Annotated in this window: 13 protein-coding genes; all 13 read right to left on the reverse strand. The window is 66.0% G+C overall.

The genetic code is table 11. The features are described 5' to 3' along the window. The 13 genes from lpxB to tsf all read right to left on the reverse strand — a co-directional run bounded on the left by lpxB (position 1) and on the right by tsf (position 14374). Entirely contained in the window at positions 1-1143 is a 1143-nt protein-coding gene (gene lpxB / locus AC0X69_RS04965; protein WP_482611855.1) for a lipid-A-disaccharide synthase, read from the reverse strand. Between the two features lie 2 nt (positions 1144-1145). Beyond that, positions 1146-1937, reverse strand: a complete 792-nt coding sequence (gene lpxA, locus AC0X69_RS04970; RefSeq protein ID WP_482611857.1) for an acyl-ACP--UDP-N-acetylglucosamine O-acyltransferase — start codon at positions 1935-1937, stop codon at positions 1146-1148. Positions 1938-1960: 23 nt separating this feature from the next. Beyond that, positions 1961-2425, reverse strand: a complete 465-nt coding sequence (fabZ, locus tag AC0X69_RS04975) for a 3-hydroxyacyl-ACP dehydratase FabZ (RefSeq protein WP_482611859.1) — start codon at positions 2423-2425, stop codon at positions 1961-1963. 121 nt (positions 2426-2546) lie between these two features. Continuing rightward, on the reverse strand, positions 2547-3614 hold the full coding sequence (lpxD, locus tag AC0X69_RS04980) for a UDP-3-O-(3-hydroxymyristoyl)glucosamine N-acyltransferase (RefSeq protein ID WP_482611861.1): 1068 nt from the start codon (positions 3612-3614) through the stop codon (positions 2547-2549). A gap of 93 nt (positions 3615-3707) precedes the next feature. Then, the gene (bamA, locus tag AC0X69_RS04985) at positions 3708-6026 is read right to left on the reverse strand and encodes an outer membrane protein assembly factor BamA (RefSeq protein WP_482611863.1); all 2319 of its coding nucleotides are present in this window, start codon (positions 6024-6026) and stop codon (positions 3708-3710) included. 301 nt (positions 6027-6327) lie between these two features. Continuing rightward, the gene (locus tag AC0X69_RS04990; RefSeq protein WP_482611865.1) at positions 6328-7482 is read right to left on the reverse strand and encodes a M50 family metallopeptidase; all 1155 of its coding nucleotides are present in this window, start codon (positions 7480-7482) and stop codon (positions 6328-6330) included. Between the two features lie 52 nt (positions 7483-7534). After that, entirely contained in the window at positions 7535-8785 is a 1251-nt protein-coding gene (gene dxr, locus AC0X69_RS04995) for a 1-deoxy-D-xylulose-5-phosphate reductoisomerase (RefSeq protein ID WP_482611867.1), read from the reverse strand. 10 nt (positions 8786-8795) lie between these two features. Next, positions 8796-9677 carry a phosphatidate cytidylyltransferase gene (locus AC0X69_RS05000; protein ID WP_482611869.1) on the reverse strand — a complete coding sequence of 294 codons (882 nt, stop codon included), beginning with the start codon at positions 9675-9677 and terminating at the stop codon, positions 8796-8798. Next, entirely contained in the window at positions 9674-10453 is a 780-nt protein-coding gene (locus AC0X69_RS05005) for an isoprenyl transferase (RefSeq protein WP_482611871.1), read from the reverse strand. The genes AC0X69_RS05000 and AC0X69_RS05005 overlap by 4 nt, the downstream gene beginning before the upstream one ends. A gap of 61 nt (positions 10454-10514) precedes the next feature. Next, positions 10515-11075, reverse strand: a complete 561-nt coding sequence (gene frr, locus AC0X69_RS05010) for a ribosome recycling factor (RefSeq protein ID WP_482611873.1) — start codon at positions 11073-11075, stop codon at positions 10515-10517. A 177-nt stretch (positions 11076-11252) separates the two neighbouring features. Then, positions 11253-11981, reverse strand: a complete 729-nt coding sequence (gene pyrH, locus AC0X69_RS05015; protein ID WP_482611875.1) for a UMP kinase — start codon at positions 11979-11981, stop codon at positions 11253-11255. A gap of 184 nt (positions 11982-12165) precedes the next feature. Next, positions 12166-13092 (reverse strand): SDR family oxidoreductase, encoded by a 927-nt coding sequence (locus tag AC0X69_RS05020; RefSeq protein WP_482611877.1) that lies wholly within the window; start codon positions 13090-13092, stop codon positions 12166-12168. 355 nt (positions 13093-13447) lie between these two features. Next, entirely contained in the window at positions 13448-14374 is a 927-nt protein-coding gene (tsf, locus tag AC0X69_RS05025; protein WP_482611879.1) for a translation elongation factor Ts, read from the reverse strand. Positions 14375-14378: the final 4 nt, after the last annotated feature.

The following is a 14378-nucleotide window of genomic DNA, read 5'->3' on the forward strand; positions in this document are numbered from 1 at the left end:
TTACGTCCGCCGTCGCGACGCATACTCCAGGACGACGTCCGCCGACCGCGCGCTGGGCGTTCGTCCTGCCTCCAGCAACCGCTCGCGGACGCGCTTGAACGCGGCGAGCTGCGCATCTCGCGCGGCGCTGTCCCGCAGGAGCGGCCGCAGCGTCTCGGCGAGCGCGCGCGGCGTCGCCGCCTGCTGCAGGAATTCGGGGACGGCTTTCTCGCCGATGACGAGATTGGGCAGCACGATCGAATCGACATTGATAAGAAAGCGCAACAGCGATTCAGCGGGCGAGACCTTGTAGGCGACCGCCATCGGAACGTCCGCGAGCGCCAGTTCCAGCGTTGCGACCCCCGACGTGACGAGCGCGGCGCGCGCCTTGCGAAAGGCGGCGAATTTTTCCGTCTGACCGATCAGGCGCGGCGTCATCGGCCAGCTTCTCAGCTCCCGGCGCAGCGGCTCCTCCATGTTCGGCGCGACAGGAATGGAGACGTCGAAATCGGCGCGTTGACGCAGGAGAAGCTCGAGCGTCTCGCCATAGACCGGCATCATGCGCCGCACTTCGGCGAGACGTGACCCCGGCAGAACCAGCAACGATCGCGCGCCGCCGCGATCATGGAGATGCGGCGTCAATTCATCCAGCCGCTCGACGAGCGGATGGCCGACATAGACGCATCTCGGCCCGCCCAGCTGCACATGCGCCCGAGGCTCGAAGGGCAGCAGCGCCAGAACACAGTCGATGTAGTCGCGCATCGCGCGCGCCCGGCTGGGCCGCCACGCCCAGACGGTAGGGCTGACGTAATTGACGATCGGCACGTCAGGGCGCGCGGCGCGCACGCGGCGCGCGACGCGGTGAGTGAAGTCGGGCGCGTCGATGATGACGAGGCAATCAGGCACCTGATCGATGACGAGGCGCGCCGTCAGTTCGATGCGCTTCACAAGACGCGGCAGCCGCGCCAGCACCGGCAAGAGGCCCATCACCGCGATGTCTGCCAGTGGAAACGCCGAGACGAGGCCTTCACGCGCCATCGCCTCGCCGCCGACGCCCGTAAAGACCACCTCCGGACGCGCTGTGCGCAAAGCCCGCATCAGGGCTGCGCCGAGCTGATCGCCCGAAGCCTCTCCCGCGACGAGAAAGATGTGCGGCCCGCTCATGATCAGCGCGCTCGAGGCGCACACAGCTGGCGCGCGCCGGGCGCGCGCAGGAACTCGACGATAGCGGCAACGTCCGCGTCGCCGCCGAAATCCAGCGCCAGAGCGTCGATCCGTTCGCTGAGCACGCGCGCATCGTCTCGCGCGAAGAGCAGGTCAAAGGCGCGGCGCAGGCGCTCGATCCGGTCCGTCGCGAAGCCACGCCGCTGCAGGCCAACGCGATTTAATCCGAAAAGATGGGCGCGATTGCCCGACGCAAGCGCGAATGGGATGACATCGCCTTCGACGCCCGACAGGCCGCCGACAAAGGCGTGTGCGCCGATCCGCACATTCTGGTGCACCGCTGTGGCGCCGCCTATCATGGCATGGTCCCCGATCTCGACGTGGCCGCCCAGCAGAACCTGGTTCGATAATATAACGCCGTCGCCGAGCCGACAGTCATGGGCGACATGCGACGACGCAAGAAAGACGCAGCGCGCGCCGATGCGCGTGCCCTCGCCCACGCCTGCGTTGATGGTCACGCCTTCGCGAATGACGCAGTCGTCGCCGATCGTCAGCGCGCCCTCCGCGAGCTCCGCCTTTAAATCCTGCGACGGCAGTCCCACGGCCGCGAAAGGAAAAACCTGGGTTCGCGCGCCGATGCGAGTCCGGCCGGAAACGACGACGTGAGAGTGGAGCGTCGCGCCATCGCCGATCTCGACGCCGGCGCCGATGTGGCAGAAAGGACCGACGGCGACGCCTGCGCCAAGCCGCGCGCCGGCTTCCACGACACTGGATGGATGAACCGAAGGGTCCATTGTCGCACTCGCCGCGGCGACGCTCACCCGCCCATCATGACGCTGATCTGCGCTTCGCAGACCAGCGCGCCGTCCACCAATGCGCGCCCGGAATACCACCAGATGTTCCGCTTCTGCGCGGTTTTGGTCATGTGGAATTCGACGCGGTCGCCGGGCGTCACGGGCTTCCTGAACTTCGCATTGTCGATGGTGACGAAATAGACGAGCCGGGAACGGTCGCTTCCATTTAGCGCCCGGATGGCGATGACTCCGGCGGTTTGCGCCATGGCTTCGATGAGCAGGACGCCGGGCATGATCGGACGCTCGGGGAAGTGTCCCTGAAACTGCGGCTCATTCACCGTGACGTTCTTCACGCCGACGCAGGATTCGTCGCCGCGGATGTCGTAGATGCGATCGACGAGCAAGAACGGATAACGATGCGGCAGCTGGCTCATGATCTGCAGAATGTCGGCGCTCTCCAGCGTCGCGCCGGCCGCTGATTCGGCCATAGTTTCCTCCTCCCAAGGCATGGCGAAGCCATGCCCGAATGCTCTCCCATGGCATGGCGAAGCCATGCCCGAATCTCTTCCAGGGCATGGGGAAGCCATGCCTGAATTCTTTCGCCCTGTCTTACGTCGGCTCGTTCCTGCGCGCGAGTCGGTCGAGCAGCGCCGCGCCGCGCAGAAAGCGCCGCAACGGGCGCGCCGGCGCGCCGCCGACCCGCTGCCCGTCGGGCACATCGCGCATCACGCCGGATTTCGCCGCGACCGCGGCGCCTTGCCCGATCGTCAGATGCCCGGCGACGGCGGACTGTCCGCCAAGCGCAACGAAATCGCCGATCTCGCAGGAGCCGGCGACGCCTGACTGGGCGGCGATGGCGCAAAAGCGCCCAATCACCACGTTGTGGGCAATCTGCACGAGATTGTCGATCTTGCTCCCCTCGCCGATGATCGTGTCGCGCGAGGCGCCCCGGTCGATCGTCGTGTTGGCGCCGATCTCGACATCGTCCTGCACGATCACCCGGCCGATCTGCGGCGTCTTGAGATAGCCCTTGCCGCTTCGCACGAAGCCGAAACCATCCTGCCCGAGCCGCGCGCCCGGGTGGATGAAAACGCGATCGCCGATCAGCGCATGAGTGAGGCTTACATGCGCGCCGATCGAACAGTCGCGGCCGATCCGCACATTGGGGCCGATCACCGCCTGCGGCCCGATGATCGTTCCCGCGCCGATCTCGGCGCCCGGCCCGATCACCGCGCCAGGATCAACGATGACCCCGGGTTCGAGCCGCGCCTGCGGATGCACCGCCGCTCCCGGAGAGACGCCGCTCGACTGGAACAGAGTGCCGGGCCGAAGCGCCTCCGGAAACAGATGCGCGGTCGCAAGCGTCATGGCGCGCGGCGGATCGTCGACGACGAGCGCGACAACGGCCCGCGGCAGCAACGCAATGTGACGTTCGCTTAGGAAGCACGCGGTGGCGCGACACTGCGAGAGCGCGGCGCGGTAACGCGCGTTGTCGTAGAAGCAGAGATCGCCCGGCCTGCTCCAGTCGAGCGGCGCGACGCCAATGATGAGCGGCGGCGCCATTTCCGCGCCCGCGGACTCGCCGTCGGCGCGCTCGCGGATTTCCGCCCCGGAGATCTGCGCAATTTCGCTTAACGGCGCGGGATGCGCCAAGGGAAAGAAAGCCGCCGCGCTCACCCTACGTGATCCTTCGCGGCGCACGCGCAGCGGGCAAACTGCGCGTCGCTACTGTTCGCCGGGCGCAGTCCGCCCGGCGATTGTCTCTGATCATTAGAAGTTGGTGCCGCCGCTGAAGCGGAAGTTCTGCGTGATGTCGCCGTAGACCTTGGACGTCACGACCGCATAGTCGAAGCGGATCGGTCCCATCGGCGAATTCCACAGCACCGACGCGCCGACCGACGAGCGAATGGCGAACTTGTTCGCGATCGGCACGACGCAGTTGCCCTGTCCGAAGCCCGCCTGCGGCGTATAGGCGCCGATGCAGGTCACGCCGGGAATGGTCGGCAGATTGTTCGCGTAATTCGTCCGTCCGCTGAAATTCCAAAGCGAACCGGCGTCGGCGAAGAGCGCGCCTCTCAGCCCCAAATCCTTGGGCAGGTACCAGAAGGGGAACTGAACTTCGAGCGACGCGCCGACATAGTTGGAGCCGCCGAGCGAGTTGCCGCGGTTGTTGTTGAAGCTCGTCAGAATGTTCGAGTCGCGCGGGCCGATGCCGCCGGGCGCGAAGCCGCGCACGAGACTCGGACCAAGATTGAAGTTGTCCTGAATGCGCGGCTTGTAGCCGCCGAAGGTCGACAGATCGCCGCCCTGCAGACGGGCGATGCCGACCACGTCGTCAAGGTAGGGGATTTCCTTGAAGTAGCGGATGTCGCCGGTCGTGCGCAGATAGCGCGTGCCGCCGCCAAGGCCCGCAATGTCCTGGTTCAGCGTCGCGAGCCAGCCGTTATGCGGATTCTTGAAATTGTCGATCGTGCTGTAGTTCAGCTGATAGCCGACGAGCGACGTGAGCAGGCCGCCCTGCGACTCCTTGATCGCCAGCGAGGCTTCGCCGTTCGACTGACAGTTGACCAGGAGGTTCGGATAGCCGGGCTGCGGGAAGAAGGGGCTGAACCCCGGCGTGTAGCCCGGAATCGGCACCAAACAGTCATTATAGGGACGCCTCTGATCGTTCGGGATCGAGATCGTCGTCTGATAGATCGAGTAGTGCGGCGAGAAGCTGAGCTCTTCGGTGATCGGTATGCCGAAGCGCAACGTGCCGCCGTAGGAGGTCGAGCTGTAGATCGAGTAGTTATAAGCGTCCTGCCGACGCACGAAGATGTCGAAGCCGGCGGCGATGCGCTGGTCGAGGAAATACGGCTCCGTGAAGCTGAACGTGACGCCGCGGGCGATCTGACCGGCCTGCACCGAAAGGCGAACCGCCTGGCCGCGACCCATGAAGTTGCTTTCCGATACGGACACTTCGGCGATGAAACCCTGGTTCGTCGAGTAGCCGCCAGAGATGCCGAAGTTGCCGGTGGGCTGATCTTCAACGTCGACGTTCAGGATCACGCGGTCGGGCGCGGAGCCCGGCTCGTTGGTGATGCGCACCTTCTTGAAATAGCCCAAGCCGTTCAGGCGGCGCTCGGCGCGATCGATGAGGACGCGGTTGTAGGCGTCGCCCTCGCCGATATCGAATTCACGGCGGATGACATAGTCGCGCGTGCGCGTGTTGCCGCGGATGTTGATGCGTTCGATGTAAACGCGCGGCCCTTCCTCGAGCAGGAACTGGATGGCGACCGTCTGATCCGCCGGGTTGCGTTCGCCGCGCGGGCGCGCCTGAGTGAAGGCGTAGCCCTTCCTGGCGATTTCGCGCGTCAGAGATTCGACCGTCTTCTCGACGGCGTCGCCGTTGTAGACGTCGCCCGGCGCCAGGCGCAGCAAATCGTTCAGCGCGGCGCTGTCCACGTCAGGCAGATGGGACTCGATGCTCACGGAGGACACGTGATACTGCGGGCCTTCGTTCACGACGACGGTGATGATGTAGCCGCCGATCGTCGGATCGAACTGCGCGTCTGAGCTGATCACGCGGAAATCGGCGTAGCCGTTCTTCAGATAGAATCGACGAATGAGTTCGAGGTCCGCGGCGATGCGGTCAGGATCATAGACGTCGCTCGTCTTGAGGAACGACAGGAAGTTCATTTCCGTCGTCTCCATCATGCCGACAAGGCGCCGCGTCGAGTAGACCTCGTTGCCGACGAATCGGATTTCCTTAACGCCCGTCTTGTCGCCTTCGACGACCGTGAAGACGAGATCGACGCGTCCGTTTGGCAGATCGACCGTGCGATAGCTCACCTTCGCCGCGGCGCGCCCCGACCGGCGATAAACTTCCGTTAACCGCGCGGCGTCGGCGGCGGCGAGCTCGGGGTTGAAGGGCGTCCGCGCGCGCGAGCGCACTTGCTCCTGCAGAATGTCGGTCTTGACCTTGCTGTTGCCCTCGAATGCGACGCGATTGATGTCAGGCGCGGCGAACGCTGGAACGCTAAAGGCCAACATGGCGGCGACAACCGCGAACAGGAACGAAGATTTCCAAATGCCGCTGATTGAGCGCATGTAATGCAGGTCCTCGTCGCAACGTCGCCGCCCGGGCCGCGGCGCGAACTTCATGTAAAACAGCTGGCGAACAGCATATCGCCAGCGTTGAGCGATTCCTTCTACAAGGTTTACCCCACCCTGCAAATGCAGAATAAATGTTGTTTCTGCAAAATGTCGAAGGCGTGACGTTAAAGCCACGATTCATGGTCAGCGCATGGTTAAGGGATGGCGTCGCAGGCGCGATCATGTCCAAAATGCGTCGGGATTGGCGCGCTTCCGCGGCGTCATGCGCGCCGCGCCTCTCGTCGTCGCTGTGCGCTTAAGAGCCCGAGCCGGTGAGCTTGTGAATGAGTCGCGCGATGTCGTTATAGGTCGAGAAAATCATCAGCGCGCCGACCATCGCGAGACCCACGCGAAAGGCGACTTCCTGCGCGCGCTCGTTTAGCGCGCGGCCTCGCGCCGCTTCGATCGCGAAGAACAGCAGATGCCCGCCGTCGAGCAGCGGCACCGGCATAAGATTGAGAAAGCCAATCGAAACCGAGAGAATCGCGATGAGGCTCAGCAGAGGCGCGATGCCGACCTTGGAGGCCGCTTGCGCCATCTGTCCAGACACTTGCGCGATGCCAATCGGACCGGAGAGCTGATCGGCGCTTTCCCGCCCCATGACGAGTCCGCCGATGTAGCTCCCCGTGCGGCGAATGACCGTCCAGGTTTCCTGCACGCCCATCGCAACTGCGTCGGCGGGTCCGTAACGTTCCCGTCGCACATCGGCGGCGTCTTTCGAGGCCTGTATGCCCAGCATGCCGATGCGGACTTTGCCAATCGCGCTCTCGACTTCCCGCAGGGCGGGAACCGCGGGGATCGTCAGTTCCTGATCGCCGCGCCGAACCACGAAGACGAGCTGCTTGTCGGCAGAGCCGGAAACGATTTCCTGCAGCTTCGAGAAGGACTCGATCGGCGCGCCATCCACGGTGAGCACCAGATCGCCGGGCTTGAAGCCGGCGGCCACGCCAGCGCCCCCGGGGGTAAGGGAGCCGACGCGCGGCGCATAGACCGTGCGTCCGTAAACGCCGAACAGTATGGCGAAAATCGCGATCGCCAGCAGGAAATTCGCGAAAGGTCCGGCGAACACGATCGCCGAGCGTTTCCAGACCGGCTGCGCGGCGAAAGTCACTTTACGCTCGACTTCCGGCATCGCGCGCACGGCGTCCGGATCCGGGGCGCTCGCGGCGTTCCCGTCTCCGTGGAAGGTGACATAGCCGCCGAGCGGAATGCCGGCGATGCGCCAGCGCGTGCCGAGACGGTCCACCCGGGACCACAGTTCGGGTCCGAAGCCGATCGAGAAGGCGTCCACCTTCACGCCGCACCAGCGGCCGACGATGAAGTGCCCGAACTCATGCACGAACACGACCAGCGTGAGAACGAGCACGAAGGGGATCAGGTAAAAGGCGAAGGTCGTCAGGAGGTCTAGCAAAGCGCCTCTCGCAGGTGTCGTTTGCGCCCCACCCTGCGGCGGCGCGCCATGATCACTGGAGCGTCAACATGCCCGATGCGGCGCGCCCGGCCAAGGCCGCTCGTGATCTTTCTCTGACAATATGGTCCACCGCGAGCGCCTCCTCAACGCTTGCGGGCGCATTTGCCGTTCCGTCGCGCAGCGCGGCCTCGCAGGCATCGGCGACGTGCCGGGCGATCCCGTCGAAGGCGATGCGCCGGTCGAGGAAGGCCTCGACGGCGATCTCATTGGCGGCGTTGAGCACCGTCGGCAGGCCGCCGCCGGCGCGCAGCGCTTCAAGCGCCAGTCGCAGGGCCGGGAACCGTTCGAAATCAGGCGCTTCGAACGTCAGCGTGGCGATTTTCGCCAAATCCAGGCGCGGCGTCGGGGCGGTCAGCCGGTCCGGATAGCCGAGACAATGCGCGATCGGCGTGCGCATGTCGGGCACGGCCATGCCCGCGGTCACCGACCCGTCGGCGAAGGCGACGAGTCCGTGGACGATCGACTGCGGATGGACGACCACGTCGAGCTTCTCGGCCGGCACGCCGAACAGATGATGGGCCTCGATCAGTTCGAGCCCCTTGTTCATCATGCCCGCCGAATCCACCGTAATCTTCGGGCCCATCGCCCAATTGGGATGGTTGAGGGCCTCCTCGACGCTCGCCTTAGCGATGCGCTCCTTGCTCCAGGTGCGGAAGGGGCCGCCCGAGGCGGTGACGATCATGCGCTCGATGCGGGAGGGATCCTCGCCGCCGAGCGCCTGGAAGATGGCGTTGTGCTCGCTGTCCATGGGCAGCAGCCGCACGCCGGCCTCGGCCGCCGTCCGCATGAAGGGCACGCCGGCGCAGACGAGGCATTCCTTGTTGGCGAGCGCCACGTCGCGGCCTGCGGCGAGCGCGGCGTAGGTGGGCTCCACGCCGGCCGCGCCGACAATGGCCGAGACGACGAGATCGGCATCGCGCAGCGCGGCCTCGATGACCGCCTCGCGGCCGGCCGCGACCTGGATGTTGGTCCCCGCGAGCGCCTCCTTGAGCGCCCCATAGGCGTTTTCGTCGCGGATCGCGGCGAATTCAGCGCGAACCGCGCGGGCGACTCGCGCGAGCGCCTCGACGTCGCGGCCGCCGGCCACCGCCGAGACCGAAAAGCCTTCCGGATCACGCTCGAGAAGGTCGACCGTCGAACGGCCGATGGAGCCGGTTGCGCCAAGGAGCACGAGACGGCGCGGGGCCGGCGCCCGCGGCTGCGCCGGGGCGTGAGCGTGGAACTGTCCGTTTGCTGATGCCATCCGCTCCGCCCTACCAGAAGAAAAGACCGGCCGCCACCGAGGGCGCGCCGCGCAGCAACCCTACCGCAGCCGCGAATGCGGCGGCGAAGATGAAGCCGTCCAGCCGATCCATGACGCCGCCATGGCCGGGAATGAGTTGGCTCGAATCCTTCACGCCGAAGCGGCGCTTGACGGAAGATTCGACAAGGTCGCCGACCTGCGAGAAGGCGGCGGCGGCGAGCCCGACCAGGAACACACGCCAGTTCGCAAGTTGCGGACCGCCGCCAAGGTAAACGGCGGCAAGCCCAAGAAATGCGCCGGAGAGCACGCCGGTGATGGTTCCCGACCATGTCTTGCCGGCCGAAACGCGCGGCCAAAGCTTCGGTCCGCCGATCAATCTGCCGCCGAAATAGGCAAAGATATCCGTCCCCCAGACCACGGCGAAAAGGAAGGCGATGGCCAGCGCCCCGACGTCGGGCGACTCGCGCAAAAGACAAACTGAGGAGGCGAGCGCCCCGGCGTAGACCACGCCCGTCGCAGCCCAGAGGCGGCGCTCGCTCCCGGCGAGCGCCCCGTTAGCCAGCGCGAAGAGCGCGATCGCGAGCGCGGCGGCGCCGGGCATGGAGACGCGTCCGAAGGCGGTGGCCGCCGCCACCGCGGCCCCGCCGACCGCGATTCGGGCGCTGCGGCGCTCGCCGCCGATGAGGCTTTGCCACTCCCAGTTCACGGCGAAAGCGGCCGCGAGCCAGAAGAGCGCGAAGACGTCGCCGCCGACATAGAGCGCGCCGAGCGCCGCAACGACCATCGCTATCGCCGAGGCGACGCGCGGTCCAAGGTCGGCGAAGCCTCCGGGACGCGCCCCGGCGGGCGCCCCATCCGGGCGGCTGACGCGTTCCCCTCGTTCCGACGTCATGAGGCGGTCTTTGCGCTGCGCGCCGCAGCCTCAAGTCCGCCAAAACGCCTGTCGCGGTGGGCGTATTCGGCGATGGCGGCGGCGAGCGCGCCTTCATCGAAGTCGGGCCAGAGCACTGGCAGGAAGACGAATTCCGCGTAAGCCGCCTGCCAGAGAAGGAAGTTCGACAGCCGCTGCTCGCCCGACGTGCGGATGATCAGGTCTGGGTCGGGAATGTCGGCCGTGTCGAGACGCCGCGCGATGGCGTCGGCGTCGATCTCGTCGGGGGCGATCCGGCCCTGCGCGACCATTTCAGCGAGGGCGCGCGCCGCGGCGGCGATCTCCTGCCGCGCCCCATAGTTGAAAGCGACGACAAGCGTTAGCCCCGTGTTCGCCTGAGTCATCTGCTCGGCTTCGCGCAGCAGGTCCGAGATGTCGGGCGCGAGGTCGGCGCGCGCGCCGATAACGCGCACGCGCACGTTGCTGGCGTGCAATTCGGCGAGATCATTGCGGATGAAGCGGTGAAGCAGCGACAGAAGGCTTTCCACCTCCTCGCGCGGACGCGACCAGTTCTCGGCCGAGAAGGAATAGACCGTCAAATAGCCGATGCCGAGCTTGATCGCCGCCCGCACGGTGCGGCGCAGCGCTTCGACGCCGCGCCGGTGTCCTTCGAAGCGCGGCAGGCCCCGCTTCGCCGCCCAGCGGCCGTTGCCGTCCATGATCAGCGCGACATGACGCGGCGCCGCGCGCGCTCTCAGCGCGTTCGCTTCCGCCTCCAGAATGTCGCTTTCCGTCATAGTCGGGTTCCAAAAAGCCATTGGTCTGCGCCGCGAAGCCGCGGTCTCTAAAGCAGTTCTCCTAGACCTGCATGATTTCCTTTTCCTTGGCGGCGAGCGCGGCGTCGATCTCCTTGATCGTCTCGTCCGTCGCTTTCTGCACCTCTTGTTCGTGGCGCTTCTCGTCGTCTTCAGGAATCGCGTGATCCTTGAGCAACTTCTTGAGAATGTCGAGGCCGTCGCGGCGCACGTGGCGCACGGCGACCCGCGCCTCCTCGGCGTATTTATGCGCGACTTTGACAAGCTCCTTGCGGCGCTGCTCATTGAGCTCGGGCATGCGGATGCGCAGGGTCTGACCTTCCACGGTCGGCTGGAGGCCGAGATTGGCCTCGCGGATCGCCTTGTCCACGGCGATCACCAGAGCCTTATCCCACACCTGCACCGAAATAAGACGCGGTTCGGGCACGCTGACGGTCGCCACCTGATTCAGCGGCGAGATCTGCCCATAGGCGTCGACGTGAACCGGATCGAGCAAGCTCGTCGACGCGCGTCCGGTGCGAAGCCCGCCGAATTCGTGCTTGAGCGTCGCGAGCGCGCCTTGCATGCGGCGCTTCAAATCCGCAAGGTCAAAAGTTTCCGCCATGATGTGCACAACCTGTCTTTAGATCTCGCCGCGTCATCAAACGCGCGCGCGGCTTGCCTTCTTGTAAGCTTTCGAAACTGGCGTGGCGAAAACCGGCGCACGCCGCCGCCTTCGCCAGCGCTCCGGCTCCGCGGCGCATGATTTATTGCACGATTTCCCGCCCCGCGCGAAAGGGTCTCACGGGGCGACCAGGGTGGCGCGCGCCTTGCCGGAAAGCGCTCCGTCGATGGCGCCCGCCTCAGCGATCGAAAACACCAGAATCGGAATTTTGTTCTCGCGCGCGAGCGCAAAGGCGGCCGTGTCCATCACCGCCAGATTTCTTGCGATCGCCTCGTCATGGCTCAAGCGGTCGTAGCGCTCGGCGGCAGGATCGCGTTTCGGGTCTGCCGTGTAGACGCCGTCCACCTGGGTGGCTTTGAGCACGGCGTCGGCAGAGAGCTCCGCGGCGCGGAGCACCGCGCCGGTGTCCGTGGTGAAGAAGGGATTGCCGGTGCCGCCGGCCGCGATGACGACGCGCCCCTTGGCCAGATGATGCAGCGCCGCGCGGCGCGAAAAGGATTCGCATACCGACGGCATGGGAACTGAAGAGAGGCAGCGCGCCTGGCGCCCCTGCCCTTCCACCGCCTGCTCCAGCGCCAGCCCGTTCATCACCGTCGCCAGCATGCCGATCGAATCCGCTCGCGCGCGCTCGATTCCGGTGTCGGCGCCCTTGATGCCGCGAAAGAAATTGCCGCCGCCGACGACGACGGCGATCTCATGTCCCGCTTCGGCGGCGGTGGCGAGGTCTGCGGCGATGCGGGCGAGCGTGCCGGCGTCGAGCCCGTGCGGCGCCTGACCCTGCAAGGCCTCGCCCGACAGCTTGACGACCACACGCTTGAATCTTCGCGTCGACGTGGGGTCGGACATGAGGCGTCTCTCGCTGGCTGAGGCAGGGGCGCAGCCTTCATACGGACGCGGCGCGGCGCCGGCAAGTGACGGGCGTCACCTCAGCGCGGCGACGCAGCCGCCATTGGGCGGCTAACGCAAACATCTCAGGACACAGGATCGCAGACACTCACGGAGTCGAAGCGACGTCGAGGTCTGCGGAAGATCACGGTCCAGGTTCGCCGCCGGTCGCGCCGAACACCTGTCCCGTCATGAAGCTCGCTTCGCTAGAGGCGAGAAGAACATAAAGCGACGCGATCTCCGCCGGCTGGCCCGGTCGGCCGAGCGGCGTATCGGCGCCGAAATCGGTCAGGTGATCGGGGAACTGTCCGCCGCTCGGCTGCAGCGCCGTCCAGAACGGGCCTGGCGCGACGGCGTTGACCCTGATGCCCTTGTCGGCGAGCTGCTTCGCCAGGCATCGGCTGAAGTTGAGAATCGCGGCCTTGGTGGCGGCGTAGTCCAGAAGCTGTGGCGACGGATCGAAGGCGACGATCGAACTCGTATTGATGATCGAAGATCCCGGCTGCAGATGCGGAATCGCGGCTTTGGTGATCCAGAACAGCGCGTAGAGATTGGTGCGGAAGGTCCAGTCCAAATCCTCGGTCGAAATGTCGAGGATCGATTTATGCGCATGCTGGCGCGCGGCGTTGTTGACGAGAATGTCCAAGCCACCGAGATCGCGCGCCGCATCGTCGACGAGCTTGCGGCAGAAGCCTTCGTCGCGAATGTCGCCGGGCAGCGCGACCGCATTCACGTCGGCCTCGCCCATGAGGTCCATGACCTCCTGCGCGTCGGCCTCCTCTTCTGGCAGAAAATTGATGGCGACGTCGGCGCCCTCTCGCGCAAAGGCGATCGCCGCGGCGCGGCCGATGCCGCTGTCGCCGCCCGTGATCAGCGCCTTGCGGCCAAGGAGGCGCCCCGAGCCGCGGTAGGATTGCTCGCCGTGATCGGGACGGGGCGTCATCTGGCCGGCGAGGCCCGGCCACGGCTGCGTCTGCTGCTCGAAAGGCGGCTTGGGATAGAGTTCGCGCGGATCGCGAAGCTGCGGCGCCGCCGAGGACTCATCAAAGCCGAGGACCGAAGTGGCGGACAAGATGGCGCTTTGCGCGCGCGGTCCCCGAATGGTTTCGTCAGCGGCGGTTTTTTTGCGCGCATCAACTGCTCCTTCTCCTCGATCTTCGCCACGGGGCGCGAAAACCAGCGTCAGGAGCCTAAACGCCGCGCGCCTGCGATTGTTTCGCCGACGATCCGACACCCGTCATGGCCGGGCTTGTCCCGGCCTCTCCACGCGGCGCCTGCGCAGACTTGGCATGGATGCCCGCGACAAGCGCGGGCATGACGCGGAGAGATGTCGCGAAATAAAAGAGACCTCGCGCAAATAAAAAGGCCGGGGTCAAAGCCCCGGCCTTCATCCTGACCCTTTCCCATCAAGCGGGAAGAAGGGTGATTTACCCCTTCACGGCGGCCGCGACCTCGGCGGCGAAGTCGCTCGTCTGCTTCTCGATGCCTTCGCCGAGCGCGTAGCGCACGAAGCCCTTGATGGCGATCGGCGCGCCGGCCTTGCCTTCAAGCTCCTTGACCGCCTGCGCCACGGTCTTGCCGCCGTGGTCCGGATGGTTCGACACCTGATCGAGCATGCAGACCTCCTTCGCGTAGGTCTTCAGGCCCGAATCGATGATCTTCTGCAGCACGTTCTCCGGCTTGCCGGCGTTCTTCTCGGCCAGCAGCTTCTTCTCGCGCTCGACCGTCGCGGGGTCGAGGCCCGAAGCGTCGAGCGCCAGCGGATTGGCCGAGGCGACATGCATGGCGAGCTGGCGCGCGAGCGCCGCCAGCACCTCCTTGTCGCCTGTCGATTCAAGCGCGACGATCACCGCGATCTTGCCCTGGCCGTCGACGACCTGCGCATGCACGTAGCGGCCGACGACGCCGTCGCCGACGCTGAGCGCCGATGCGCGGCGCAGCGTCAGGTTCTCGCCGATGCTGGCGATCGCGTTGGTGATGGCTTCGCTCACCGTCCCGCCGCCGGGATAGGCTTCCTTGCCGAGCGCCTCGACGTCGGTCTTGCCGCTCTTCAGCGCCACTTCGGCGATGTTCTTGACGAGCGTCTGGAAGTCGGCGTTGCGCGCGACGAAGTCGGTCTCCGAATTGACTTCGACAAGCACGCCCGACTTGTCCGCGACCAGCGCGGCGACAAGGCCCTCGGCGGCGACGCGATCAGCCTTCTTCGCGGCCTTGGAGAGGCCCTTCTTGCGCAGCCAGTCGACCGCCGATTCGAAATCGCCCTCCGTCTGGGTGAGCGCCGCCTTGCAGTCCATCATGCCGGCGCCGGTGCTCTCGCGCAGTTCCTTCACAAGGGCGGCGGTGATCGTAGCCATGGTC

Source organism: Methylocystis sp. Uni0008, from assembly GCF_056838045.1.

Coding starts and splice junctions, on each gene's coding strand:
- lpxB (WP_482611855.1), bottom strand. CDS start 1,143: ATGAGCGGGCCGCACATCTTTCTCGTCGCGGGAGAGGCTTCGGGCGAT.
- lpxA (WP_482611857.1), bottom strand. CDS start 1,937: ATGGACCCTTCGGTTCATCCATCCAGTGTCGTGGAAGCCGGCGCGCGG.
- fabZ (WP_482611859.1), bottom strand. CDS start 2,425: ATGGCCGAATCAGCGGCCGGCGCGACGCTGGAGAGCGCCGACATTCTG.
- bamA (WP_482611863.1), bottom strand. CDS start 6,026: ATGCGCTCAATCAGCGGCATTTGGAAATCTTCGTTCCTGTTCGCGGTT.
- dxr (WP_482611867.1), bottom strand. CDS start 8,785: ATGGCATCAGCAAACGGACAGTTCCACGCTCACGCCCCGGCGCAGCCG.
- AC0X69_RS05000 (WP_482611869.1), bottom strand. CDS start 9,677: ATGACGTCGGAACGAGGGGAACGCGTCAGCCGCCCGGATGGGGCGCCC.
- AC0X69_RS05005 (WP_482611871.1), bottom strand. CDS start 10,453: ATGACGGAAAGCGACATTCTGGAGGCGGAAGCGAACGCGCTGAGAGCG.
- frr (WP_482611873.1), bottom strand. CDS start 11,075: ATGGCGGAAACTTTTGACCTTGCGGATTTGAAGCGCCGCATGCAAGGC.
- pyrH (WP_482611875.1), bottom strand. CDS start 11,981: ATGTCCGACCCCACGTCGACGCGAAGATTCAAGCGTGTGGTCGTCAAG.
- tsf (WP_482611879.1), bottom strand. CDS start 14,374: ATGGCTACGATCACCGCCGCCCTTGTGAAGGAACTGCGCGAGAGCACC.